Here is a 23,502-nt window from a genome sequence, read left to right on the forward strand (position 1 = left end):
GGGTCAGCCACCCCTGGGTGAAGCGCTTTGCGAGCAGCGCTCGCTCCTGCGGTCGGCGCCAACTGACTGAGAGAACCCCAGGCCATTGCCTGGGGTTCTGCGTTCCGGGAAGGTTCAGAGGCTGAACGGCAGATTCAGTTTGGCCCAGAGCATCTCGCCTTCCGGGCGGTTCTCCACGGCGAACTCCTTGGCCCAGCGCATCTCCACGCTGGCGTACTTGAGGAAGGTCAGGTGCACCGCCGGGCCGATGGCGAAGACCTGCCCGCGCACGCCGTCGTCCACGTCCTCGCCCATGAATGTCACCGTACGGCCGAACTGCTTGTCGTCGGTGGTCTGCTTCACGTAGTAGCCGTTCAGGCCCAGGCGCAGGTTGTCGGTCACCCGGTAGCTGGTGGAGTAGTCGAAGTGGAACAGCTGGCCGGACTGGTAGTCGGTGTCCGGGTTCTCCTTGTTGAAGCTGTAGGTGGCCTTGACCGACAGCTCGGTGCGCTCGCTGGGCTGCCAGGTGGCCGAGAGCAGCGGCTTGTAGGTGACGAAGTTGTTGCCGGTGTTGGCCGGCCGCGCGGCGTCGTAGCTGCCGGTGGGCAGGGTGATCTCCAGGGCGGCGCCCAGGGTCAGGTCCTTGCCCATGTCCCAGAGAATCAGCGGCGCGATGGTGGTGTCGCCCTGGGCTTCGCGGCGGCTCTCTTGGCCGAACAGCGCCACCTGCTGGCGCATGTACGGCTGCGCCACGTAGCCACCGACCCGGCCGCCCAGCAGCCGCAGCGGGCTGAGGTAGTCCAGGCGCGGGATGATCGCGTCGGAGGTGATCTTCACCTCCGGCACCTTGCCGCCCAGGGAGCTGATGTCCAGCTTCTTCGACTCGTAGTGGTTGTAGTAGAGGTTGAAGGCGAACATGTGGTCCGGAAGGCTGTTCACGTCCAGCGGCAGGACGAAGAAGCCATCGGTGCCGGGGCCGATGTTGTCGACACCGTTCTCGGTGGCCTTGGCGGCCAGTGGCAGGGCGATGGCGAGGGCGGCTGCAGGGGGAAGCAGCCAGGTGGCACGGTTCGGGTTCATGGGGGTGCTCATTGTTATTGTGTGTGGACGCCGCCGGAGGGCCCCTCGGGCGGCGCCATAGGAATAAGCGCTGGCGGCCTGGCGGAGCAGGGCATTGCCGGACAGGCAGGGGGCATTGAAGGCCAGGCTGCAATACGCTGTTACAACCCCTCTTGGGTCGATACCGAACGCGTTATGATGGCCACCCTGCGCGCCTGGCCCCACAACAAGAACCCTCAGGCGCCGGCTTCGGATGTGCCTGCCATGACCCTCACGCCCCTCGACGCCCAGTACGACCTGGCCCAGGTTTCACCCTTCCTGCTGCAGACCCTGGCAGAGGTGGTGAGCGACCGGGGCATCAGCAGCGAACGCCTGTGCCGTGGCCTGGGCTTCACCCCCGATGACCTCCAGGACCCGGCCCAGCGCATCTCCTACCGCCAGGCGGCGACCCTGATCCAGCGCGCCCTCGCGGCCTTCCCGGAAGGGGGGCTGGGGCTGTGGGTGGGGCACCGCAACGTGCTCGGTACTCTCGGCCTGCTCGGCCACGTGCTGTCGCTGTGCAAGACCCTGCGCGACGCCTTCGAGGTGGGCCTGCGCTTCCAGCACACCGCTGGCAGCATGGCCGTCTACAGCCTGCACGAGGGGGCCGCCGAGAGCTTCGTGGAGGTGGCATGCCAACTGCCCTTTGCCGATGTGCAGGTGTTCGCGGTGGAAGAGTTCTTCGCCAGCCTGATGGTCTACAACCGCGCCCTGGCCAGCGCCGAGTTCCAGCCCCTGCGCTTCGAGTTCACCCATGGCGCGCCGCCCTACGTCGAGCAGTACCAGCGTCTGTTGGGGCCGAACCTGCACTTCGGTTGCCTGCACAACCGCATGGTGTTCGCCAGCCACTGGCTGGACAGGACGCTGCCCGGCCACCAGCCGGTGGCCCTGCGCCAGGCCCTGCAATTGCTGGAGCTGGAAAGCGCCCAGGTGCAGCAGAAGGCCAGCCTCCTGCAGACCGTGGAGCGCGCCATCGCCCGCGACCTGCCCCAGGGCAGCCCCATCGACGCCGTGGCCCACGGGCTGAACATGAGCAGCCGGACCCTGCGCCGGCGCCTGAGTGAGCACGGCATCACCTTCGAAACCCTGCTGGAACAGGTGCGCCGGGCGCGGGCCATGAGCCTGTTGAGCAACCCGGATATGTCCATCGAGCGCATCGCCGAAGCGCTGGGCTACAGCGACGTGCGCGGCTTTCGCCGGGCCTTCAAGCGCTGGACCGGGCAGAGCCCCTCGGCCAGCCGTGACGAGGCGATGGCCGCGCCGTGAGGCGGCCCCGCCGCTCCGCTAGGCGGGCTCGCCGAGGCACCACCAGTGCACGGCTTCTTCGTCATCGGGTTGGGTCACGTCCTGCCCGTGTTCGATGAAGCCTTCGGGCAGCACCAGGGCCAGCCGATCACTGAGGCGCTGCGGCGCCAGGGCGTTGGCCTGCCCGAGGAAACCCAGGTAGTAGTCGCGGTCGTAGAACACCGTCACCTCGCTCTGGTGCAGCCAGGGCCAGACCAGAATGCAGGCGACCCGGCAGTAGCCCTGGCTGCGGTCCGCCGCGCGCGACAGGTGGGCAGCCGCTTCCAGCAACTGCTGGGCGCAGAAGGCCTGGTGCTCGATGTGCGCCTGCGGGCCCTGGACCAGGGCACCCGGCACCGGGATCTTCCAGTGCTGGTAGTGCTCCATGTCCGGACTGCGAGGGTGCATTTGGCCGCTGAAGCCTGCGGCCCAGCGCTCCAGGGCGCGGAGGCGGCGGGGAATGCCGCGCAGTTTCTTGTTGCCCGTGGTCAGCCGTCGCAAGCCGATCCCTCCCGTTGTCCCGCGTCCGTGGCGTCGTGCAGCTCCACCCGCCACCAGCTGGGTAGCAGCCGGCGGATCTCGGGTTGGGCGAAGCGCTCGTCCATCAGGTGCACCACGCCCCGATCACCCTGGGTGCGGATCACCCGGCCGGCGGCCTGCACCACTTTCTGCAGACCCGGGTAGAGGTAGGTGTAGTCGTAGCCGGCCTGGAAGATTGCGCTCATGCGCTGCTTCAACTGCTCGTTCACCGGGTTCACCTGGGGCAGGCCGAGGGTGGCGATGAAGGCGCCGATGAGGCGTTCGCCGGGCAGGTCGATGCCTTCGCCGAAGGCCCCGCCGAGCACGGCGAAGCCGATGCCGCGCCCGCCCTCGGTGAAGCGTTCGAGAAAGGCCAGGCGCTCGGCCTCGCCCATGCTCCGCGACTGGCTCCAGGCCGGGATGAAGGGGTGGCGCTCGGCGAACAGCGTGGCCACCTGTTCCAGGTACTGGTAGCTGCTGAAGAACGCCAGGTAATGGCCGGGACGCTGGTAGAACTGATCGGCCATCAGTTCGACGATGGGCTCCAGGGATTGCGCCCGGTGCTGGTAGCGGGTGGAGAGGCGCTGGGCCACCCGCACCTGCAGCTGCTCGGCGGTGAAGGGGGATTGCACCTCCAGCCACGGCGTGTTGCCTGGCACCCCCAGCAGGTCGCTGTAGTAGCGGCGCGGGTTGAGGGTGGCGGAGAACAGCACGGTGGAGCGACTGGCTTCCAGGCGCGGGCCGATGAAGGGGGCCGGCACCAGGTTGCGCAGGCACAGGGTGGACTGGCGGTTGCGGCCGCTGCCGTAGGTGTTCAGGTCGAACAGCGAATGGGTGTCGAAGAGTTCGGCCATGCGGGTGAAGTGCAGGGCGTCGAAGTAGAACGTCATCAGCGCCGGGTCCAGCGGCGCGCCGGGTTGTTCCGCCAGGTGGTCGGTGATGGCGGTGACCGCGTTCTGCAGCGCGCTCAGCAGCTTCTGCGGGGGGGCGTCGTAGGCCTGGTAATCCGTCAACTGGGCCTTGTTCAGCTCGCTCCAGCTGCGCTGCACCCGCTCCAGGGGCTTCCTCAGCGGGCCGGGCACGCTGCGGACCAGGGCCTTCAGCGCGCCCTGGCGCAACTCGGCGCTGTACATGGCGCGGGCGCGCTCCACCAGGTTGTGGGCTTCGTCCACCAGCACGCCCACCTGCCACTGGTTGAGCTGGGCAAGGCCGAAGAGCAGGGCGCCGAGGTCGAAGTAGTAGTTGTAGTCCCCCACCACGACGTCGCTCCAGCGCGCCATCTCCTGGCCCAGGTAATAGGGACAGACGTTGTGGGCCAGGGCCACCTCGCGCAGGACGGCGCGGTCCAGCCAGCGCCGTTCCGCAGCCGCCTCGCGGGCAGCCGGCAGGCGGTCGTAGAAGCCCCGTGCCAGGGGGCAGGCGTCGCCGTGGCAGGCGCTGCCGGGGTGTTCGCAGGCTTTGTCGCGGGCGGTCAGCTCCAGCACCCGCACGGGCAACGTGTCCACGCTGTCGCGCAGGGTCGCCAGGCTGTGCAGGGCCAGTTGCCGGCCGGGGGTCTTGGCGGCGAGGAAGAACAGGCGCTCCAGGCGCCCGCCGCCCAGGGCCTTGAGCTGCGGAAACAGGGTGGCCAGGGTCTTGCCGATGCCGGTGGGGGCCTGGGCCATCAGGCAGCAACCGGTGCTGGCGGCCTTGTACACCGCCTCGGCCAGTTCCCGCTGGCCGAGGCGGAAGCTGGCATGGGGAAAGCGCAGGGCCTGCAGGGCATCGTCGCGCCGGGCCTGGTGGGCCAGCTCCTGTTCGGCCCAGGCGAGGAAGGCCTGGCACTGGGTCTCGAAGAAGGCCCGCAGTTCGGCGGCGCTGGCGCGGGTGGTGAAGGTGGTTTCCTTCTGGCTGGCGACATCGAGGTAGACCAGGGCCAGCTCCACCTCGTCCAGTCCGCGTTCGGCGCACAGCAGCCAGCCGTAGACGCGCACCTGGGCCCAGTGCAGGTGACGGTGGTTGTCGGGCTGGCGGGCCAGGTCGCCGCGGTGGGTCTTCACTTCTTCCAGGCGGTTGCCTGCCGGGTCGTAGCCGTCGGCGCGGCCGCGCACCTGCAGCGGGCCGAACGCGCCGGCCAGGGGCACTTCGCGCTGGTAGCCGTTGCCCCGCCGGGCCGCCACCAGGGCGTGGCCGGCGATGCCTTCCTGGGCTGTGGGGGAGGGGGTGAAGCGCAGGTCGAGGTCGCCGCGCTTGGCGGTGAACTCGCACAGGGCCCGCACCGCCACGCGGTAGCTCATGCCGGGAGGGCCTCGGTGTCGGCCCATTGCACGTAGCACACGCTCACCGGCATGCCGTGCTCGGCGCAGAAGTCCAGCCAGCGCAGCTGGTTGTCCTGCAGGCGGTCGCCGGGGCCCTTCACTTCGATCATCTGGTAGCGCCCCTGGCCGGGCCAGAAGCGGATCAGGTCCGGCAACCCGGCACGGTTGGCTTTGATGTTCTGCAGCAGGCGGCGGAACCAGTGCTTCAGGTGGTCGGCCGGCAGGCAATGCAGGGCCTGCTCCAGCAGGGGCTCGTCCAGCATGCCCCAGTAGACGAAGGGCGATTGCAGGCCGTACTTGGTGCGGTAGGTGTGGCGCATGGCGTCGCGCCAGCTGCCGTCGTCCAGCCGGGCCAGGCAGGCGGCGAAGCGCTCGGCGCGCCGGGCATGGAAGTCCGGGGCCAGCAGGTCGGCCGGGCCGGCATGGAAGGGGTGGAAGAAGGCCCCGGGCAGCGGGTGGAAGATGGCCTCCCAGCACAGCAGGCCGAACAGCGAGTTGATCAGCGTGTTCTCGACGTAGTGCACTGGCCCGTCGTCGTCGCTGAGGTGGGCCAGCACGCTGTGCTCCACCGAGACGAACGGCTCGGGGCGCGGCAGGTGCAGGTCCAGCCGCTCCACCGGTGCCGGCTTGCGGGCGCCGGCGCGGGGCAGGCCGAGCTTGCGCTGCAGGCGCGGGAGGATGCGCGCCAGGTGTTGGCGCTCTTCCTCGTCGCCGGGGGCGTCGGCCAGGGCCAGGGCGAGCGTATGGGCCTGCTCGAAGGCTTCCAGGCGCTCCAGTACCCGCAGCTGGCGGATGCGTGCGCCGGGCCAGGGGCAGTCGCGGTAGACGGCCAGGGCCAGGTCCAGCTCGCCAAGGCGTTCGCAGTGCTGGCCGAGCTGGAACAGCAGCCGCGCGCGCCGGCCTTGCAGCCAGGGGTTGTCGTTGGCCGGGGGGATGTCCGCCAGCAGCGTGGTCGGGCAGGCGTCGCCGGCTTCCAGCCGCTCGCGGCACTGGTGCAGGCGCAGGTACAGGTCCACGTCGTCGCGGTGGCGGAAGCCGCGGGCATCGGCTTCCAGCGCCACCTGCTCGTACTGGTGGATGCCCAGGTCGGCGAGCACGAACTCGGACCAGTCCTGGGTCAGGTTGCCGAAGAACATCAGCCGCAGCCGGTCGCACAGGGGCATCAGGCGCAGCGCGTAGACGCGGTCGTCCAGCGTCGGGCACCAGGCATCGAAGGGGCGCGGTTCGGGGTACAGGGGCTGCAGCCGCGCCAGTTGCTCGGCCTTGCGTGCGTCACCCCGGCCCAGCTCGGCGCCGAAGCAGGCGGCGATCTCCGGTTTGCGCAGCAGGGCGAACAGCTGTTCCAGGTCCAGCGCGGGCGCTGCATCCACCCAGCCCAGCGCCAGCAGCGGGCGCACCGCTTCGCGGGTGGGGCCGATCTCGGCGTACACCAGCTTGCTCTCGCGGAAGCGCTCGCCCTTGCGCATCACCATGCGCACCAGCAGCGCCTGGGCTTCGCGCGGCAGCCCGGCGAAGGCGGCGAGGAAGGCGCGTTCCTCGTCCAGCAGCAGGTCGTCGTAGCGCGAGCCGATCCAGTCGAGCACGGTGCGGAAGTTGTTCAGGTAATAGAACGGGTCGTCGAGGGCGCTGGGCATGGCGGAACAGGGTGGGCGAATGGCTGGCTATTTATACAGCTATCCGCGCCGGCGCCCAACCGGATTTCGATCAGTGGGGTGGCCCGTGCCGCCACCCCGCCATGCCTCAGTAGAAGACCACCGAAGCCAGCCGATCCAGCGAGTCGCCCAGCTTGTAGCTGAAGGGGCGGCCAAGGGCGCCGGCCAGGTGCTCGCATTTCACCGCCAGGTCGGTGTGGGAATAGAAATCCACCTTGGCGTTCTCGTGATTGACGGTGCCGACGGGGCCGATGATGAACTCGAACTGCTTCAGGCCGCGTTTGTTGCGGAAGGGGGTCGAGCGGTCGGTAATGGCCGAGGTGACCTGCACCTTCTGCTGGCTCACCAGGGCCTGCAGGTCCGGGTCGGCGAAACGCACCTCCACCGGGATCTCGTCGTAGGAGTAAGCGCTGGCGAGGTCCTTCACCATCAGGGTGCGGTAGGGGCCTTCCTCTTCCGGCACCTTCATGCCGATGAAGGGCAGGGCGGGTTCGAACTGCGCGGTGACGTTGCACATCACCTCGCTCTGCATGTTCAGCGAGCCCTTCAGGGCTGCGTTGACCAGGTCGGTCATGCCGAACGCCACGCTGAGGGACACCGCGTCGAGGGTGAAGTGGGCGTCGTACTCGCGGGGTAGTTCGAGGGCTTTTTCCCGTGCGCGGGGAAGGCTCGGGGGCATGTCGTCGGGGTGCAGGGTCAGGTGCATGTCCAGCGGTGCTTGGCGGGCATCGACGATGGCCATGAGGGCGGCCTGCAGGGCGGTCTTCTGGGCCGGTTCCAGGCCGCCAAAGATCGGTTCGCTGAGCACCAGCTCCGTGCCCAGGCTGTTCTTGATGCGTGGGGTGATGCGGGTCGGGTCGATGCCTTGTGCCTGCATCAGCGCCTCCAGCTGCTCGCGGTAGACCGGCAGGAGTTCGTCGCCGAACGGGGCCTTGCGCACCGAGCGCTCGAAGGTGAGGGTGGCGAAATCACTGTCGCAGCCACCCAGCAGGAGCGTGGTGGCGAGCAGGGGCAGGGCGAGTATCCGTGTGGTCATCGTGCGTCCTTGTCTGACGAGGGGCGGCATTGGACCACAAAACGGTTCGGCCCTGCCGCCATCGGGTTCACACCCGACCCGCCCGGCGGATTCAGAGGCCGTACTTCTTGACCTTGTCGAACAGGGTGGTCTTGGCCATGCCGAGGCTGAGGGCGGCCTGGCTGATGTTGCCGGCGTGGCGCTCCAGGGCCTGGCCGATGAGGTTGCGCTCGAAGACTTCCACCGCTTCGGCGAAGGACGGGGCATTGCCGTCGGGCGCCTGGCCGCTCTTCTTCAGCGCGGGCAGGCCGAGGGCGTAGCGCTCGGCGACGTTGCGCAGCTCGCGCACGTTGCCCGGCCAGTCGTGGGCCATGAGGCTGGAGGCGGTGGCGTTGTCCAGGGGCGGGGCGGGGCGGTCGAAGCGCAGGGAAGCGAGCTGCAGGAAGTGCTCGAAGAGAATGAGGATGTCTTCGCGCCGTTCGCGCAGCGGCGGCAGCTCCAGGGTCACCACGTTGAGTCGGTAGTAGAGGTCGCTGCGGAAGCTGCCGGCCTTGCCGGCTGCGTCCAGGTCGCTCTTGGTGGCGGCGATCACCCGGCAGTCCACCGCAATCGGCTGGTTCGAGCCCAGGCGCTCCAGGCTCTGCTCTTGCAGCACACGGAGGAACTTGATCTGCAGGTTGATGGGCATGCTCTCGATCTCGTCGAGGAACAGGGTGCCCTGGTTGGCGTGCTCGATCTTGCCGATGCGGCGCTTGCCGGCGCCGGTGAAGGCGTGGGCCTCGTGGCCGAAGATCTCGCTGTCGAACAGGTTTTCCGGCAGGCCGCCGCAGTTGAGGGCGACGAACTCGTGGTCGCGGCGGCGGCTGTAGTCGTGCAGGCAGCGGGCGACCAGCTCCTTGCCGGTGCCGGTCTCGCCTTCGATCAGCACGTTGGCGGCGGTGTCGGCGACGTTGGCGATCAGTTCGCGCAGTGCCTGGATCGCCGGGGAGCGGCCGATGATGCGCTGCTCCAGGGACTGGCGCCCGGCCAGTTGGCGGCGCAGGGCGCTGACCTCGCGGTCGAGGCTGCGTTTCTCCAGGGCGCGGCGGGCGACCTCCACCAGGCGTTCGGGGGAGAAGGGCTTCTCCATGAAGTCGTAGGCGCCGTCGCGCATGGCGTTGACCGCCATGCTGATGTCGCCGTGGCCGGTGATCAGCACCACCGGCAGGCTGCGGTCGCGGGCCTTGAGGCGGCTGAGCAGCTCCAGACCGTCGATGCCCGGCAGGCGGATGTCGGTGATGACGATGCCGGCGAAGTCGGCGCCGACCTGGGCCAGCGCGTCCTCGGCACTGCCGACGCCGATGCAGGGGATGTCCTCGAGGATCAGCGCCTGCTGGCAGCCCAGCAGCACGTGGGGGTCGTCTTCGACGATGAGGACGGTGAGGGGCTCGGTCATGTCGGGGTCCTCGGCGCGGGCTCGCGGTGAGCGGCGTAGGGCAGGAGCAGTTCGAAGGCGGTGCCGCCGGCTTCCGGGTGGCGCACGCCGAGGCTGCCGCCGGCGGCGGTGGCCAGGCTGGCGGAGAGGGTCAGCCCCAGGCCCAGGCCGTGCTCGCCGGGCTTGGTGGTGAAGAAGGGCTCGAACAGGTGCACGCGGGCGTCGGGGGCGATGCCGGGGCCGTTGTCGCGCACTTCCAGGCGGTAGCGGCCCTGTTCGTCGCGGCCTTCCAGCCAGATCTGGCCGTCGCCGTGGCCGGCGAGGGCGTCCAGGGCGTTGGCGATGAGGTTGACCAGGATTTGCTCCAGGCGCGTCTGGTCGATGGCCAGTTCGGCTTCGGCGCAGGCGCGGTACAGGGTGATGGGGCTCTTCTCCAGGCGGGTGTGGAGGATGAACAGGGCGGCGTCCACGGCCTTGCCGAGGGAGGCCTGGCCATGGTCGTCGGCGCGGCGGGCGAAGGCGCGCAGGCTGGCGGTGATGCGGCCCATGCGGTCCACCAGTTCGTTGATGGCGGTGAGGTTGGTGCTGGCCACGTCGAGGGCGCCCCGGGCGAGGAAGCGCACGGTGTTGCCGGAGAGGGTGCGCAGGGCGGCGAGGGGCTGGTTGAGTTCGTGGGCGATGCTGGTGGACATCTGCCCGATGACCGCCAGCTTGCCGGCCTGCACCAGGCCGTCCTGGGCCTTGCGCAGGTTTTCCTCGGTCTGCTTGCGCTCGCGGATCTCGTCCATCAGGCGCTGGTTGCTGGCGATGAGGTCCTGGGTGCGCTCGCCGATCTTGCGTTCCAGTTCGTTGTTGGCGGCCAGCAGGGCTTCGCGGGCGGCGAGGCGGGTGGCGAGGACCTTGCGCCGTTCGTTCCAGGCGATGCCGAGGAAGGCCAGCAGGGCCAGCCCGGCAGCGGCGAGCAGGCCGTGGATCACCGCTTCGCGGCGCAGGTCGGCCAGGGGCGAGAGCAGGGTGAAGTGCCAGCGGGTGTCGTTGAGCAGGCGCGCCTGCGAGAGGTAGGCGACGCTGCCGGTGCCTTCGCCGTTGGGGAAGCTGATGATCTCCAGGCCTTCGCCCAGGTCCTGGCGGGCGCTGGGCTGCCATTCGTCGAGGGCCGACCAGTGGTATTGCAGGCTGCGGGCCAGGCGTTCCCGGTCGTCGGCGGAAAGCGGGCGGACCGCCTTCATGCGCAGGGCCGGGTCGCTGGAGAGGATGATGATGCCGTTCTCGTCGCTGACGAAGGCGTGCAGGCGGGCCTTTTCCCAGCGCTCCTGCAGGGCCTCCAGCTTCACCTTGACCACGGCGACGCCGATGATCCGCTGCTGGTAGCGCAGGCCGTGGGCCAGGTAGTAGCCGGCTTCGCCGGTGGTGCTACCGATGCCGTAGAAGCGGCCCGGCAGGCCTTTCATGGCGTCCTGGTAGTAGGCGCGGAAGGCCAGGTCTTCTCCGAGGAAGCTGTCGGCATCGCGCCAGTTGCTGGTGGCCAGCACGCGGCCTTCGGTGTCGAGCAGGAAGGTGGCGCGGCTGCCGCTGCGGCGGTTGAGCCCTTCGAGGTAGTCGTTGACCAGGTTGCGCCGGTAGGGCGTGGGGTTGAGCAGCAGGTGGCTGACGCTGGACTCCAGCTCCAGCAGGCTGGGCAGGTAGGTGTAGCGGTTGATCTCGCTCTCCACGGCGCGGGCGTGGAGTTCCAGCTGGCGTTCGCCGTTGCTGGCCAGGGCGCGGATGCCGGCCTGTTCGCTGAGGTGATAGACCACCCAGCCGGCACCCAGCATGGCCAGGAGCAGCAGGAGGGTCAGCGAGAGGTGGCGGAGCAGGCGCGGCTTCACGGTGAGGGCGGGCGGGACGGCACGGAGGCTGGTGGTGGGGCATTGCATCATAGTCATCCGGGCCGTGCCAGCCCGCCGCCCGGTCGGCGGCGGGCCGCCTGGGTCAGTGTTTCACCACCCGGCCGACACCACGGCCGCGGGGGTCGGAAGCGGTTTCCAGGGTGCTGCCATCGACGCGGATGGCCTGGATGTCGCCCATGTTCCAGCCCTGGTCCTCCAGGGTGTAGCCCATGGCCTTGAGCTGCTCGGCCACCGGCCCGGTGAGCGGGGCGTGGGCGTCGTAGTAGATCGTGTCCTTGGGCAGCAGCTGGTGATGCACGCGCTGGGCGGCCACGGCCCTCTCCAGGGGCAGCTTGAAGTCGTAGACGTTGTTCAGCACCTGGAAGATCGAGGTGAAGATGCGCGAGCCGCCGGGGGTGCCGAGCACCAGGCTGACCTTGCCATCGCGGGTGACGATGCTCGGGCTCATGGAGGAGAGCATGCGCTTGCCGGGTTCGATGGCGTTGGCGTCGCTGCCGACCACGCCAAAGGCGTTGGCCACGCCGGGCTTGGCGCTGAAGTCGTCCATCTCGTCGTTGAGCAGGAAGCCGGCGCCCTTGACCACCACGCCGCTGCCGAAGTCCCAGTTGAGGGTGTAGGTGTTGCTGACGGCGTTGCCCTGGGCATCGACGATGGAGAAGTGGGTGGTCTGGTGCGGTTCCAGGCCGGGGCGGACCTTCTCGGTGGCGGAGATGGCGCCGGGGTTCACCTCGCGGGCGCGCTGGGCGATGTAGGCCGGGTCGGTCAGTTGCTGCACCGGCACCTTGGAGAAGTCCGGGTCGCCCAGGTAGTCCGCGCGGTCGGCGAACACGCGCTTCTCGATCTCGGCGAGCAGGTGGATGTAGCGCGCGGAGTTCAGCTCGACGCCCTTGAAGTCGGCGGCGCGGGCTTCCTTGATGCCGATCAGCTGGGCCAGGGCGATGCCGCCGGAGCTGGGCAGCGGGGCGGTGTAGAGGGTGTTGCCCTGCCAGTCGATGCGCATGGGTTCGCGCCACTTGGCACGGTAGCCGGCCAGGTCTTCGGCGCTGATCAGGCCGTTGTCCTGTTTCATCTGGGCGACCAGCAGCTGGGCGGTCTTGCCCTTGTAGAACTCGTCCGGACCGTTGGCGGCGATGCGTTCGAGGGTGCTGGCCAGCTCCGGCTGCTTGAAGGTCTGGCCGGGCTTGAGGGTGCCGAAGTAGTCGTTGAAGTTGGTCTTGCCGTTGAACAGGGCGAGGGCGTCCTCGCGGTACTGGTACTGCTGCTGGGCGACCTTGAAGCCGTTGCGGGCGTAGCCGATGGCGGGGGTGATCAGCTCGCTCCAGGGCTTGCTGCCGAAGCGCTGGTGGGCCTCCCACAGGCCCATCACGGTGCCGGGTACGCCGGCGGCACGGGCGCCGACCAGGCTGAGGTTCTCGATCACTTCGCCCTTGTCGTCCAGGTACATGGTCTTGCTGGCGGCCTTGGGGGCGATCTCGCGGTAGTCGAGGAAGTAGGGTTTGCCGTCCATGTACAGCGTCATGAAGCCGCCGCCGCCGATGTTGCCGGCCTCGGGGTAGGTGACGGCCAGGGTGAAGGCGGTGGCGACGGCGGCGTCCACGGCGTTGCCGCCGGCCTTGAGGACGTCGGCGGCGACCTGGGCGCCGTAGCTGTCCGGTGCGGCGACGGCGCCGCCTTCAAGGGGTGCGGCGAGGACGCTGCCGTGGGCGGCGGCCAGGAGCAGGCCGAGGGCGAGGGGGCTGAGGCGCTTCGAGTGCATGACGGGTTCCCTGTTGTTGTTGTGAAGAGGGGAAAGGCCCCCGGCAGGCCGGGGGCGGTGAGGCGTCAGTGTTGCAGGATCTTGGCGAGGAACTGCTGGGCGCGGTCGGAACGCTGGCTGACGTCGCCGAAGAACTCGTCCTTGGCGCAGTCTTCGACGATCTGCCCGCGGTCCATGAAGATGACCCGGTCGGCAACCTTGCGGGCGAAGCCCATCTCGTGGGTCACGCACATCATGGTCATGCCTTCCTGGGCCAGCTCGACCATCACGTCGAGCACTTCGTTGACCATCTCCGGGTCCAGCGCGGAGGTGGGTTCGTCGAACAGCATCACCACCGGGTCCATGGCCAGGGCGCGGGCGATGGCGACGCGCTGCTGCTGGCCGCCGGAGAGCTGGCCGGGGTGCTTGTGGGCGTGGGCCTTGAGGCCGACGCGGTCGAGCAGCTTGAGGCCCTTGTCCAGCGCTTCGGCCTTGCCCCGGCCGAGGACCTTGACCTGGGCAATGGTGAGGTTCTCGGTGATGGACAGGTGCGGGAACAGCTCGAAGTGCTGGAACACCATGCCGACGCGGGAGCGCAGCTTGGGCAGGTCGGTGTTCTTGTCGGCGATGGAGGTACCGTCGACGATGATGTCGCCCTTCTGGAAGGGTTCCAGGGCGTTGACGCACTTGATCAGGGTGGACTTGCCGGAGCCGGACGGGCCGCAGACCACGACCACTTCGCCCTTCTTCACCTCGGTGCTGCAGTCGGTCAGCACCTGGAAGTCCCCGTACCACTTGTTGACGTTCTTGATGGAAATCATACGGCTAACCTTTTCTGCAGGAGTTTGACCAGCTGGGAGGCGATGAAGCTGATGCTGAAGTAGACCAGGCCGGCGAAGATGAGGAACTCATGGGGCTGGCCGATGATGTCGCCACGGGAGCGGGCGGCATTGAGGAAGTCCATCAGGCCGACGGTGTACACCAGCGAGGTGTCCTGGAACAGGATGATGCTCTGCTGCAGCAGCAGCGGGGTCATCTTGCGGAAGGCCTGGGGCAGGATGATCAGGCGCATGCACTGGCCGTAGGTCATGCCCAGGGCCTGTGCCGCGCCCATCTGGCCCTTGGGGATGGCCTGGATGCCGGCACGGACGATCTCGCAGAAGTAGGCGGCCTCGAACATCATGAAGGCCACCAGGCACGAGGTGAACGCGCCGACCGGGGTGTCCTCGCCGGTGATCCAGCGCAGGATGAAGGGCACCGCGAAGTAGAACCAGGTGATCACCAGCAGCAGCGGGATCGAGCGGAAGTAGTTCACGTACAGCCCGGCGATCTTCGACAGCAGCGGGTTGTGGGACAGGCGCATCAGGGCCAGCAGGGTGCCCAGGGCGACGCCGCCCAGCACGCCCAGCACCATCAGCTGCAGGGTCATCAGCAGCCCGTCGGCGAGGCCGGGAAGGGCGGGGATGATCGCGGAGAAATCCATCATTTACCCCCTACGGCGATCAGGCCGGGCACGGCGACCTTCCGCTCCACCAGACGCATGAGCAGCATCAGGCTCATGTTCAGGGTGAAGTAGATGAGGGTGGCCAGGGTGAAGGCTTCGAACAGGTTGGCGGAGAACTCGGCGGTCTGCTTGGTCTGCGCCAGCAGCTCCATCAGGCCGATCAGCGAGGCCACCGAAGAGTTCTTGAAGATGTTGAGGAACTCGCTGGTCAGCGGCGGAATGATGATGCGGAAGGCCTGTGGCAGCAGCACGTAGCGGTAGATGGCCGGCAGGCCGAAACCCAGGGCACGGGCGGCGCCGAGCTGGCCCTTGGGCAGGGCCTGGATGCCGGTGCGCACCTGCTCGCAGACGCGGGCGGCGGTGAACAGGCCGAGGCACACGACCACGCTGAGGTAGGCGGAGGTGGCCGGGTTGAGGTCCTGCTTGAACCAGATTTCCAGCGGTTCGGGCAGAAGGTCCGGTACCAGGAAGTACCAGAGGAACAGCTGCACCAGCAGCGGTACGTTGCGGAAGATCTCCACGTAGGTGGTGGCAATGCCGGACACCAGGCGGTTCGGCACGGTGCGCATCACGCCGAGCAGCGAGCCCAGCAGCAAGGCGACGATCCAGGCCACCAGGGCGATGGCGATGGTCCAGCCCAGGCCGGTGACGAACCAGTCCAGGTAGATTTCATCGCCGATGCCGGTGGACTTGAAGAATACGCCCCAGTCCCAGTTGTAATTCATCAGGGTGGTCCCCTCAGGGTCTTTGTCGGTCTGCGGTTGACGGCAGCGGAAGGGGGCGCCCCCTGCCGCTGGCAGGGGGACGGGACGAAGGCGGCGTGGTACGCCCGTTCGCCCTCACGCCCGGCCCGCCTCCTTGTGGGAGGCGGGCGCAACAGGTCAGATTTCTTCGGCCGACTTGTCGGTGGGGGTGGCGATCAGCTTCTTCAGCTCGTCGCTCATGGGGAAGTTCAGGTTCAGGTTCTTCGGCGGGATGGGCTGGGTGAACCACTTGTCGTAGATGCCGTTGATCTCGCCGGAGGCGAAGACGTCGGCGATGGCCTTGTCGACCACCTTCTTGAAGGCTTCGTCGCCCTTGCGAACCATGCAGCCGTAGATCTCGTAGGACTGCGGCTGGCCGGTGACGACCCAGTCGTCGGGCTTCTTGGCCTTGGCCATCTCACCGTAGAGCAGGGCGTCGTCCATCATGAATGCGACGGCGCGGCCGGACTCGAGCATCAGGAAGGACTCGCCGTGGTCCTTGGCGGAGATGATGTTCATGCCCATCTGCTTCTCGGCATTCATGGACTTGAGCAGGCGCTCGGAGGTGGTGCCGGCGGTGGTCACCACGTTCTTGCCCTTGAGGTCGGCGAAGTCGTTGATGCCGGCGGTCTTCTTGGACAGCAGACGGGTGCCGACTTCGAAGATGCCGACGGAGAAGTCGACCTGCTTCTGGCGCTCGAGGTTGTTGGTGGTGGAGCCGCACTCGATGTCCACGGTGCCGTTCTGCACCAGCGGGATGCGGGTCTGGGAGGTGACCAGGTTGTAGCGGACCTTCAGGTCCGGCAGGGCCAGCTCCTTCTTCACGGCTTCGACGACCTTCAGTTGCAGGTCATGGGAGTAGCCGATGGGCTTGCCCGGCTCGGTGCCGAGGTAGGAGAACGGGATGGAGGCGTCACGGTGACCGAGGACGATGGTGCCGCTGTCCTTGATCTTCTTCAGGGTGCCGGTCAGTTCGTCGGCGATGGCGGGAGCGGAAATCAGGGTCGCAGCGATGGCGGCGGCCAGAACCTTGGGAAGGGTACGCATGTGTTTCAGTCCTCGACTTTGTTTGTTCTTATCGGCGCGATGCGGTTTTCGGCGCCGTCGGGGATCTGTAATGGCAGGATGCGTGCCATCTGTATGGTGTTGGGATTTGTTTGTAAGTAATTGAATTTATTGATTTTTATTTTGATGGCTGGTTGGGCTCGGAAGGGTTTTGTTCGGTGGTTCGGATATTGGAGGTAAAGGCGTTCGGTTATCCGAACGTAGAGGGTGGTGTTTTCAGGGCCACATTTCGAGAACAAGCTGATCATCGAGTTCTGCTGGTGTTTTCTGTTTCGCCCTCCCGGGCGAGTCCCTTTTCCAGTCGTTGAAAAGGAACCAAAAAACTCGCCCCTGCATCCGGCCCGACTGCGTCGGGTCCCCTCCCTCCATCGTCATTCCAGGGGCCCGCGCTGACGGGCCATCCCTGGCCCGGCAGCGCTCTCGCGACATCCATGTCGCTCAGCCCCCTACATGACGATTCCGCTCGGCCTCCTGAAGGGGCACTGGCCCCGCCCCGCCATTGGGAGTCAGGCAGCAGCGCAGCGTGCGCTCATGACGTGCTAATCGCAGGGAGGAGGGACTGCGGTAGCCAGGCACCTTCACCTTGTGGGAGGGCTGTATCAGAAGCCGGGGTTGCAGCTAGCGGAAGTGCGGCGCTCGCAGCCCGCCCTGACGGCGGGCTGCGGGGAGGGGGGTCAGTGAGCCTGCCAGGCGTTCCAGCGCTGGGCGATGGTTTCGCCGTGGTCGCGCCAGTATTTGAAGTTGAGGGTGATCTGGCCGTCGCGGTGGGCGCTGGGCAGGTCGGCGGCGAGGTCGGCGGGGATCTGCGGGAGGCTCTGCAGGTTCACCGGGGTGTAGCCGGTGGCGACGGCGAAGTCGGCCTGCGGCTTGATGCCGGTGGCGAAGCCGAGGAAGCGCTTGGCGGCGTCGAGGTGCTTGGCGCCACGGGGGATGACGAGGAAGTCCCCGGTCACCAGGTTCTGCTCCCAGCCGATGGCCACCGGTGAGCCGGAGCGCTTGAGGGCGGTGACGCGGCCGTTCCAGAACATGCCGAGGCTGGCCTGGCCGGAGCTGAGCAGCTTCTGCGATTCGTCGCCGTTACCCCACCAGACGATGTCCTGCTTGATGGTGTCGAGCTTCTTGAAGGCGCGGTCCAGGTCCAGCGGGTAGAGCTTGTCGGCGGGTACGCCGTCGGCCAGCAGGGCCATTTCCAGCACGCCGGGGCTCGGCCATTTGTAGAGGGCACGCTTGCCGGGGTAGGCCTGGGTATCGAAGAGGCTGGCCCAGCCCTGCGGGGCCTTGGCGTGGCGTTCGGTGTTGTAGCCGAGGATGAAGGAGAAGTAGAACGAGCCCACGCCGTAGATGGTGACGAAGCGCGGGTCGATGTTGCGCTGGGCGATCTGCTTGAGGTCCAGGGGTTCCAGCAGGCCTTCGCGGCCCAGGCGCAGGGCCTGGTCGGCCTCGACGTCGATCACGTCCCAGGTGACGTCGCCGGCCTTGATCATCTGCCGCAGCTTGTCGTAGTCGGTGGGGCCGGCCTGGTTCACGCGGATGCCGGTTTCCTGCTCGAAGGGCTTGGCCCAGGCGGCTTCCTGGGCGGCCTGGGTGGTGCCACCCCAGCTGGTGAAGGTGAGCGTCTGTTCGGCGCTGTGCGGGGTGAGGCCGGGGAGGGCGGCCAGGAGGAGGGAGAGCGCCAGTGCGGTGTTTTTCTTGTTCATGATCCTGTCCCAGGATGGGTTTCCATGGTCGACTCGCGGCGCCAGGGGCGCGGAGGCAAGGCTGGCCAGGATGAACCCGGGGCTGGATCTCTTCCGGGAGATCATGATGGCCGGCGCCACTATCGCACTCCGCGAAGGGCTCTAGAAGGGGCGCGGGAGCCTCTTTGTCCGACAATTGAAGCAGTTCGCGATTGGTGACGCCGAGCGCACTTTTCGCGCCGTTCCTGGCGGCCACGATGGGCCTGGAACGGACCGGGGCGGCCATGCCGCCCCGGTGTGTTCAGTGACTGCCAGCGGCCTTGTTCAGGTCGCTTTCGTTCCACTCGGTGTAGACGCAGGCATCGGCGGTGGCCCAGCGCACGCACACGGCATCGCCGGGCTTGAGCGGCATGCCGGCGGCGGAGAGCGCCTTGACGGTGAGTGCGGTGCCGCCGTCGGTGACCACGCTGCAGGTCTGGCTTTCGCCGAGGAACAGCACTTCGCTGACGCGGGCGCGGATCTGGTTCCAGCCGGCGGCCAGGGGCTCCTGCTCGGCCTGCTGGAGGCTCAGGGCCTGGGCCTTCTCCGGGCGCACCATCAGCAGCACGTCCTGGTCCTGGGTGAGGCTGGCGGTGAGGCGGATGGCCAGCGGCTGGTTCTCGAAGCTGGCCACGGCGTTGCCCCGGGCCTTGAGCCGCAGGAAGTTGGAGTTGCCGAGGAAGGAGGCGACGAAGGCATTCGGCGGGTTCTGGTAGAGGTCGTAGCCGCTGCCCAGCCCGACGATGCGGCCGTGGCTGAAGATGGCGATGCGCTGGGACAGGCGCATGGCCTCTTCCTGGTCGTGGGTGACGTAGACGATGGTGATGCCGAGGCGGCGATGCAGCTGGCGCAGCTCGTCCTGCAGGTCTTCACGCAGCTTCTTGTCGAGGGCACCGAGGGGTTCGTCCATCAGCAGGATGCGCGGTTCGTAGACCAGTGCACGGGCGATGGCGACACGCTGCTGCTGGCCGCCGGAGAGCTGGGCGGGGCGGCGGTGGGCGAAGGTGTCCAGCTGCACCAGCTTGAGCATGGCGTCGACGCGGCGTTCACGCTCGGCGCGGGGCATCTTGCGGATGTCCAGGGGGAAGCCGATGTTGTCGCGCACCGAGAGGTGCGGGAACAGCGAGTAGCGCTGGAACACCATGCCGATGTCGCGCTTGTGCGGCGGCACGTTCACCAGGGACTGGTCGTCGACGAGGATTTCACCGCTGCTCGGGGTCTCGAAGCCGGCGAGCATGGACAGGGTGGTGCTCTTGCCGGAGCCGCTGGAGCCGAGGAAGGTGAGGAACTCGCCGTCCTTGATGTCCAGGTTGATGCTGTCCACGGCGGTGAAGTCGCCGTAGTGCTTGTTCAGGTTGCGCAGGCTGACCAGGGTCTTGTCGGCCTGGTGAGCGGGATCTTTGACTGCACTCATGGGGTACTCCTGGGCGCCTCAGGCGGCGCGAATCTCGTTGCGCCGACGCAGTACGGCGGCGATCACCATGACCAGTACGGAGAGGCCGATCAGCAGCGTCGAAGCGACGGCGATCACGGGCGTCAGGTCCTGGCGGAGGGTGGTCCACATCTTGACGGGCAGGGTCTGCAGGGTCGGGCTGGCCATCATCACGCTCAGCACCACTTCGTCCCAGGACACCAGGAAGGCGAACAGGGCGCCGGCGACCATGCCGGGGCGGATCGCCGGGAAGGTGACCCTGAACACCGCCTGCAGGCGCGAGGCGCCGCAGATCACCGCTGCATCCTCGATGGACTGATCGAACAGCTTCAGCGAGTTGATGATGGAGATGATGGTGAAGGGCAGGGCGACGATCACATGGCTCACCACGAAGGCGAACAGGGTGCCGGTGAAGCCGAGCTTGAGGAACAGCGCGTAGACGGCCACGGCGATGATCACCAGCGGCACGATCATCGGCAGGGTGAACAGCCCGTAGAGCATCTCGCGGCCGGGGAAGCGCCCGCGCACCAGGGCGAAGGCGGTCGGCAGGCCGAGGGCGACGGCGCAGACGGTGGTCAGCACGGCGACCTTGAGGCTGGCCAGGGCGGCGTTCATCCAGTCGGGGTTGGAGAAGAACTGGCCGTACCACTTCAGCGTCCAGCCCGGCGGTGGGAACACCAGCCACTGGGACGAGCCGAACGACAGCAGGACGATGAACAGGATCGGCAGCAGCAGGAACAGGGCGATCACGCTGGTGACGCCGTAGAGGCCCAGGCGCATGCGCAGGCTCATGGCGGAGGGGGTCAGGAGCATGTCGACTTACCTCGCGTTGCTGGCACCCACCGGGGATTCCGGCTGGAGCTTCAGGTAGACGTAGAACAGCACCAGGGTGATCAGCACCAGCAACGCGGCGGCGGCACTGGCCAGGCCCCAGTTCAGGAACGACTGCACCTGCTGGATGATGAATTCCGGGAGCATCATGTTCTGCGCACCGCCGAGCAGGGCCGGGGTGACGTAGTAGCCCAGGGACATGACGAAGACCATCAGGCCGCCGGAGAACAGGCCGGGACGGCACAGCGGCAGGAACACCCGGAAGAAGTTGGTCCAGGGGCTGGCGCCGCAGACCGAGCCGGCCTGCAGGATCATCGGGTCGATGGCCTGCATGGTGGCCTGCAGGGGCAGGACGATGAACGGGATCATGATGTAGGTCATGCCGATCACCACGCCGGTCAGGTTGTGCACCATCTCCAGCGGCTGGTCGATCACGCCCAGTGCCATCAACACCTTGTTGATCACCCCGGAGGCTTGCAGCAACACCAGCCAGGAGTAGGTGCGGGCCAGCAGGCTGGTCCACATCGACAGCAGCACGATGTTCAGCATCCAGCGGCCCCAGCCGCGTGGCACCAGGGTGATGGCCCAGGCCAGGGGGAAGCCCAGCAGCAGGCTGAACAGGGTCACCAGGCCCGCCACCGAGAAGGTGTTGATCAGCACCCGGGAGTAGGCCGAGTTGGCGAACAGCTGGGCGTAGTTGCCGAGGCCGGGCTCCGGCTCCAGCACGCCGCGCAGCAGCAGGCCGATCAGCGGGGCGAGGAAGAACAGGCCGAGGAACACCAGGGCCGGGCCGAGGTTGCCGAAGCCCTTCCAGCGTTGTGCGAGGCTCGGGCCTTGGTGGGCGGCCGCGCCACCGGTAGCGCGGGCTGCGCTACCGGTGGTGGGCTGACGGGGCATGCTCGCCGTCATTTTCATTTGACCAGCCATTCGTTCCACCGTGTGGCGATGGCCGGACCGTTCTTGGCCCAGTAGGCGAAGTCCAGGGTGACCTGGTCGCTGGCGTAGGCGGTCGGCAGGTTGGGGGCCAGTACGGAGTCGAGGCGCTGGACGCTGTCGACGTTGACCGGGGCGTAGGCGGTGAGGTTGGAGAAGTCGGCCTGGCCCTTGGCGCTGCTGGCGTTGGCCAGGAACTTCATGGCCGCGTCCTTGTTCTTGGCGCCCTTGGGGATGACCAGGAAGTCGGCCATGACCAGGTTCTGCTTCCAGCTCACGCCCACCGGGGCGCCGTCTTCCTGGAGGGCGTAGATGCGGCCGTTCCAGAACTGGCCGAGGGTGGCTTCACCGGAGGCCAGCAGTTGCTGGGACTGGGCGCCGCCGCCCCACCAGACGATGTCCTTCTTGATGGTGTCGAGCTTCTTGAAGGCGCGGTCCAGGTCCAGCGGGTAGAGCTTGTCGGCGGGCACGCCGTCGGCCAGCAGGGCCAGTTCGAGCACGCCGGGGCTCGGCCATTTGTAGAGGGCACGCTTGCCGGGGTAGGTCTTGGTGTCGAACAGGGCGCTCCAGTCCACCGGCTTGTTGGCGCCGAGCTTGCCCTCGTTGTAGCCGAGCACGAAGGAGAAGAAGAAGGAGCCGACGCCGTGGTCGGAGACGAAGCGGGGGTCGATCTTGTCGCGCTGGATCTGGGTGAAGTCCAGGGGCTCCAGCAGGCCTTCGGCGGCAGCACGCAGGGCGAAGTCGGCTTCCACGTCGACCACGTCCCACTGGACGTTGCCGCTCTCGACCATGGCTTTCAGCTTGCCGTAGTCGGTGGGGCCGTCCTGCACGACGGTGATGCCGCTGGCCTTGCTGAACGGGTCGGCCCAGGCCTGCTTCTGCGCATCCTGGGTGGTACCGCCCCAGCTGACGAAGTTCACGCTCTCGGCCGCCATGGCCAGGGTGCTGGCGGTTCCCAGCAGGCCGGCGATCAGTGCGGCAGATACACCTTTTTTCAACACCATTGTGACGCCCTCATTTGTTGTGTTTGTGAGCGGGCTGCTACGCCCGCTTTTCGGGAGCAGTGGGGTCCATCGGAGCCTGTGTGGCGACCGTGCCAGGGGCCTGTTATCACGCTGTCCGTGACGGGTTCGCCTGGCTGAAACTGTTCGGTCTACGGAATATCATATTATGGTATTCCAAACTTTGTGCAAGCACTTTGCCGTGCCGGTCGTCCTGCTGAAGCGCGATTCCCGAGGGGGTTGGCGGGCCACGGGATGCGCGGCCCGCTGCCGACTTCAGCCGGTGAAGGGAATGCTTTCCACCACCTCCAGGTCGTAGCCGGTCAGGCCGGCGTATTTCAACGGCGGGCCGAGGTGGCGCAGCTTGCCCACGCCCAGGTCCTGGAGGATCTGGGCACCGGTGCCCACCTCGGAATAGATGCGTGACTGCGAGCGGGTGTACTGGCGCGGTGGCAGGGTGAGCTGCGGTACGCGCTCCAGCAGCGCCTGGGAGGACTCGTGGTTGGCCAGCACCACCACCACGCCGTGGCCTTCCTCGGCGACGCGCTGCAGGGCGGCCCAGAGGGTCCAGTTGGCCGGGCCGTGGTACTCGGCGCCGACCAGGTCGCGCAGCGGGTCGATGACGTGGACACGGGCCAGGGTGGGGTGGTTGCGGTCGATCTCGCCCATCACCATGGCCATGTGCACGCCGCCTTCGATGCGGTCCTCGTAGGTGAACAGGCGGAAGGTGCCGTGCACGGTGGGCAGCTCGCGCTCGCCGATGCGCGCCACGGTGTGCTCATGGCTGAGGCGGTAGTGGATGAGGTCGGCGATGGTGCCGATCTTGATGCCGTGCTTCTCGGCGAAGCGCTCCAGGTCCGGGCGACGGGCCATGCTGCCGTCGTCGTTCATTACTTCGACGATCACCGAGGCGGGGCTGAAGCCGGCCAGGCGCGCCAGGTCGCAGCCGGCCTCGGTGTGGCCGGCACGGGTCAGTACGCCACCTTCGCGGGCGCGCAGGGGGAAGATGTGGCCGGGCTGCACCAGGTCTTCCGGCACGGCGTCCGCCGCCACGGCAGCGGCCACGGTGCGGGCGCGGTCGGCAGCGGAGATGCCGGTGGTGACGCCGGTGGCGGCTTCGATGGAGACGGTGAAGGCGGTGCTGAAGGCGCTGCCGTTGCTCGGCACCATCTGCTCCAGGCCGAGGCGCTGGCAGTGCTCGTCGGTCAGGGTCAGGCAGATCAGGCCGCGGGCTTCCCGGGCCATGAAATTGATGGCCTCGGGGGTGCAGCGTTCGGCGGCCAGCAGCAGGTCGCCTTCGTTCTCGCGGTCTTCGTCATCCACCAGCAGCACCATCTTGCCCTGGCGGTAATCGGCGATGAGTTCTTCGATGGGGTGGAAGGCCATGGGCTTCTCT

19 protein-coding genes and 1 pseudogene are annotated in these 23,502 nt (G+C 67.6%); 1 reads left to right on the forward strand and 19 read right to left on the reverse strand.

Annotation, left to right across the window (positions count from 1 at the left end; genetic code table 11):
- Positions 1–114: 114 nt before the first annotated feature.
- Positions 115–1,059, reverse strand: coding sequence for a transporter (locus tag RTK35_RS27730; protein ID WP_316909483.1), 945 nt, complete (start codon positions 1,057–1,059; stop codon positions 115–117).
- 243 nt (positions 1,060–1,302) lie between these two features.
- On the opposite strand from RTK35_RS27730, the gene RTK35_RS27735 reads away from it, so the two are divergent.
- Positions 1,303–2,343 carry an AraC family transcriptional regulator gene (locus RTK35_RS27735; RefSeq protein ID WP_316909484.1) on the forward strand — a complete coding sequence of 347 codons (1,041 nt, stop codon included), beginning with the start codon at positions 1,303–1,305 and terminating at the stop codon, positions 2,341–2,343.
- Positions 2,344–2,361: 18 nt separating this feature from the next.
- On the opposite strand, the gene RTK35_RS27740 is transcribed toward RTK35_RS27735, so the two are convergent.
- The 18 genes and pseudogenes from RTK35_RS27740 to ribBA all read right to left on the reverse strand — a co-directional run bounded on the left by RTK35_RS27740 (position 2,362) and on the right by ribBA (position 23,492).
- The gene (locus tag RTK35_RS27740; RefSeq protein WP_316909485.1) at positions 2,362–2,862 is read right to left on the reverse strand and encodes a DUF3916 domain-containing protein; all 501 of its coding nucleotides are present in this window, start codon (positions 2,860–2,862) and stop codon (positions 2,362–2,364) included.
- On the reverse strand, positions 2,850–5,156 hold the full coding sequence (locus tag RTK35_RS27745; RefSeq protein ID WP_316909486.1) for an ATP-dependent DNA helicase: 2,307 nt from the start codon (positions 5,154–5,156) through the stop codon (positions 2,850–2,852). Before RTK35_RS27745 ends, RTK35_RS27740 begins: the two co-directional genes overlap by 13 nt.
- Entirely contained in the window at positions 5,153–6,811 is a 1,659-nt protein-coding gene (locus RTK35_RS27750) for a VRR-NUC domain-containing protein (protein WP_316909487.1), read from the reverse strand. Before RTK35_RS27750 ends, RTK35_RS27745 begins: the two co-directional genes overlap by 4 nt.
- Before the next feature lie 106 nt (positions 6,812–6,917).
- On the reverse strand, positions 6,918–7,865 hold the full coding sequence (locus RTK35_RS27755) for a hypothetical protein (RefSeq protein ID WP_316909488.1): 948 nt from the start codon (positions 7,863–7,865) through the stop codon (positions 6,918–6,920).
- A gap of 91 nt (positions 7,866–7,956) precedes the next feature.
- Positions 7,957–9,279: a sigma-54 dependent transcriptional regulator gene (locus RTK35_RS27760; protein WP_316909489.1), complete on the reverse strand. Its 1,323-nt coding sequence runs from the start codon at positions 9,277–9,279 to the stop codon at positions 7,957–7,959.
- A pseudogene (locus RTK35_RS27765) lies at positions 9,276–11,169 on the reverse strand (ATP-binding protein). The gene RTK35_RS27760 and the pseudogene RTK35_RS27765 overlap by 4 nt, the downstream one beginning before the upstream one ends.
- Positions 11,170–11,229: 60 nt before the next feature.
- On the reverse strand, positions 11,230–12,903 hold the full coding sequence (gene ggt / locus RTK35_RS27770; RefSeq protein ID WP_316909491.1) for a gamma-glutamyltransferase: 1,674 nt from the start codon (positions 12,901–12,903) through the stop codon (positions 11,230–11,232).
- 65 nt (positions 12,904–12,968) lie between these two features.
- Positions 12,969–13,703 carry an amino acid ABC transporter ATP-binding protein gene (locus RTK35_RS27775; protein ID WP_044412655.1) on the reverse strand — a complete coding sequence of 245 codons (735 nt, stop codon included), beginning with the start codon at positions 13,701–13,703 and terminating at the stop codon, positions 12,969–12,971.
- Positions 13,700–14,368: an amino acid ABC transporter permease gene (locus RTK35_RS27780; protein WP_164707494.1), complete on the reverse strand. Its 669-nt coding sequence runs from the start codon at positions 14,366–14,368 to the stop codon at positions 13,700–13,702. Before RTK35_RS27780 ends, RTK35_RS27775 begins: the two co-directional genes overlap by 4 nt.
- Positions 14,365–15,111 carry an amino acid ABC transporter permease gene (locus tag RTK35_RS27785; protein ID WP_069565661.1) on the reverse strand — a complete coding sequence of 249 codons (747 nt, stop codon included), beginning with the start codon at positions 15,109–15,111 and terminating at the stop codon, positions 14,365–14,367. Before RTK35_RS27785 ends, RTK35_RS27780 begins: the two co-directional genes overlap by 4 nt.
- 156 nt (positions 15,112–15,267) lie before the next feature.
- Complete coding sequence (locus tag RTK35_RS27790; protein ID WP_074969385.1) at positions 15,268–16,176, reverse strand: glutamate/aspartate ABC transporter substrate-binding protein; 909 nt, start codon at positions 16,174–16,176, stop codon at positions 15,268–15,270.
- Between the two features lie 5 nt (positions 16,177–16,181).
- Entirely contained in the window at positions 16,182–16,442 is a 261-nt protein-coding gene (locus tag RTK35_RS27795) for a hypothetical protein (protein ID WP_316909492.1), read from the reverse strand.
- 426 nt (positions 16,443–16,868) lie between these two features.
- Positions 16,869–17,891 carry an ABC transporter substrate-binding protein gene (locus tag RTK35_RS27800; RefSeq protein ID WP_316909493.1) on the reverse strand — a complete coding sequence of 341 codons (1,023 nt, stop codon included), beginning with the start codon at positions 17,889–17,891 and terminating at the stop codon, positions 16,869–16,871.
- 280 nt (positions 17,892–18,171) lie between these two features.
- Complete coding sequence (locus RTK35_RS27805) at positions 18,172–19,323, reverse strand: ABC transporter ATP-binding protein (protein ID WP_316909494.1); 1,152 nt, start codon at positions 19,321–19,323, stop codon at positions 18,172–18,174.
- Between the two features lie 18 nt (positions 19,324–19,341).
- Positions 19,342–20,154 (reverse strand): ABC transporter permease, encoded by an 813-nt coding sequence (locus RTK35_RS27810; RefSeq protein WP_316909495.1) that lies wholly within the window; start codon positions 20,152–20,154, stop codon positions 19,342–19,344.
- Positions 20,155–20,160: 6 nt separating this feature from the next.
- On the reverse strand, positions 20,161–21,099 hold the full coding sequence (locus tag RTK35_RS27815; protein WP_410478716.1) for an ABC transporter permease: 939 nt from the start codon (positions 21,097–21,099) through the stop codon (positions 20,161–20,163).
- The gene (locus tag RTK35_RS27820) at positions 21,084–22,109 is read right to left on the reverse strand and encodes an ABC transporter substrate-binding protein (RefSeq protein ID WP_044407977.1); all 1,026 of its coding nucleotides are present in this window, start codon (positions 22,107–22,109) and stop codon (positions 21,084–21,086) included. The genes RTK35_RS27815 and RTK35_RS27820 overlap by 16 nt, the downstream gene beginning before the upstream one ends.
- A 273-nt stretch (positions 22,110–22,382) precedes the next feature.
- Positions 22,383–23,492, reverse strand: a complete 1,110-nt coding sequence (ribBA, locus tag RTK35_RS27825; protein WP_160480983.1) for a bifunctional 3,4-dihydroxy-2-butanone-4-phosphate synthase/GTP cyclohydrolase II — start codon at positions 23,490–23,492, stop codon at positions 22,383–22,385.
- Positions 23,493–23,502 lie beyond the last annotated feature (10 nt).

It is taken from the genome of Pseudomonas sp. zfem003 (genome assembly GCF_032621675.1).
GTDB lineage: Bacteria > Pseudomonadota > Gammaproteobacteria > Pseudomonadales > Pseudomonadaceae > Metapseudomonas > Metapseudomonas otitidis.

Bases quoted from the DNA above. Each gene is read 5' to 3' on its own strand.
- RTK35_RS27775 (WP_044412655.1), bottom strand. From the start codon at position 13,703: ATGATTTCCATCAAGAACGTCAACAAGTGGTACGGGGACTTCCAGGTG.
- RTK35_RS27810 (WP_316909495.1), bottom strand. From the start codon at position 20,154: ATGCTCCTGACCCCCTCCGCCATGAGCCTGCGCATGCGCCTGGGCCTC.
- RTK35_RS27795 (WP_316909492.1), bottom strand. From the start codon at position 16,442: ATGATCAGCTTGTTCTCGAAATGTGGCCCTGAAAACACCACCCTCTAC.
- RTK35_RS27745 (WP_316909486.1), bottom strand. From the start codon at position 5,156: ATGAGCTACCGCGTGGCGGTGCGGGCCCTGTGCGAGTTCACCGCCAAG.
- RTK35_RS27800 (WP_316909493.1), bottom strand. From the start codon at position 17,891: ATGAACAAGAAAAACACCGCACTGGCGCTCTCCCTCCTCCTGGCCGCC.
- ggt (WP_316909491.1), bottom strand. From the start codon at position 12,903: ATGCACTCGAAGCGCCTCAGCCCCCTCGCCCTCGGCCTGCTCCTGGCC.
- RTK35_RS27750 (WP_316909487.1), bottom strand. From the start codon at position 6,811: ATGCCCAGCGCCCTCGACGACCCGTTCTATTACCTGAACAACTTCCGC.
- RTK35_RS27805 (WP_316909494.1), bottom strand. From the start codon at position 19,323: ATGAGTGCAGTCAAAGATCCCGCTCACCAGGCCGACAAGACCCTGGTC.
- RTK35_RS27755 (WP_316909488.1), bottom strand. From the start codon at position 7,865: ATGACCACACGGATACTCGCCCTGCCCCTGCTCGCCACCACGCTCCTG.
- RTK35_RS27760 (WP_316909489.1), bottom strand. From the start codon at position 9,279: ATGACCGAGCCCCTCACCGTCCTCATCGTCGAAGACGACCCCCACGTG.
- RTK35_RS27790 (WP_074969385.1), bottom strand. From the start codon at position 16,176: ATGCGTACCCTTCCCAAGGTTCTGGCCGCCGCCATCGCTGCGACCCTG.
- RTK35_RS27730 (WP_316909483.1), bottom strand. From the start codon at position 1,059: ATGAACCCGAACCGTGCCACCTGGCTGCTTCCCCCTGCAGCCGCCCTC.
- RTK35_RS27780 (WP_164707494.1), bottom strand. From the start codon at position 14,368: ATGATGGATTTCTCCGCGATCATCCCCGCCCTTCCCGGCCTCGCCGAC.
- RTK35_RS27820 (WP_044407977.1), bottom strand. From the start codon at position 22,109: ATGGTGTTGAAAAAAGGTGTATCTGCCGCACTGATCGCCGGCCTGCTG.
- RTK35_RS27815 (WP_410478716.1), bottom strand. From the start codon at position 21,099: ATGGCTGGTCAAATGAAAATGACGGCGAGCATGCCCCGTCAGCCCACC.
- ribBA (WP_160480983.1), bottom strand. From the start codon at position 23,492: ATGGCCTTCCACCCCATCGAAGAACTCATCGCCGATTACCGCCAGGGC.
- RTK35_RS27785 (WP_069565661.1), bottom strand. From the start codon at position 15,111: ATGAATTACAACTGGGACTGGGGCGTATTCTTCAAGTCCACCGGCATC.
- RTK35_RS27735 (WP_316909484.1), top strand. From the start codon at position 1,303: ATGACCCTCACGCCCCTCGACGCCCAGTACGACCTGGCCCAGGTTTCA.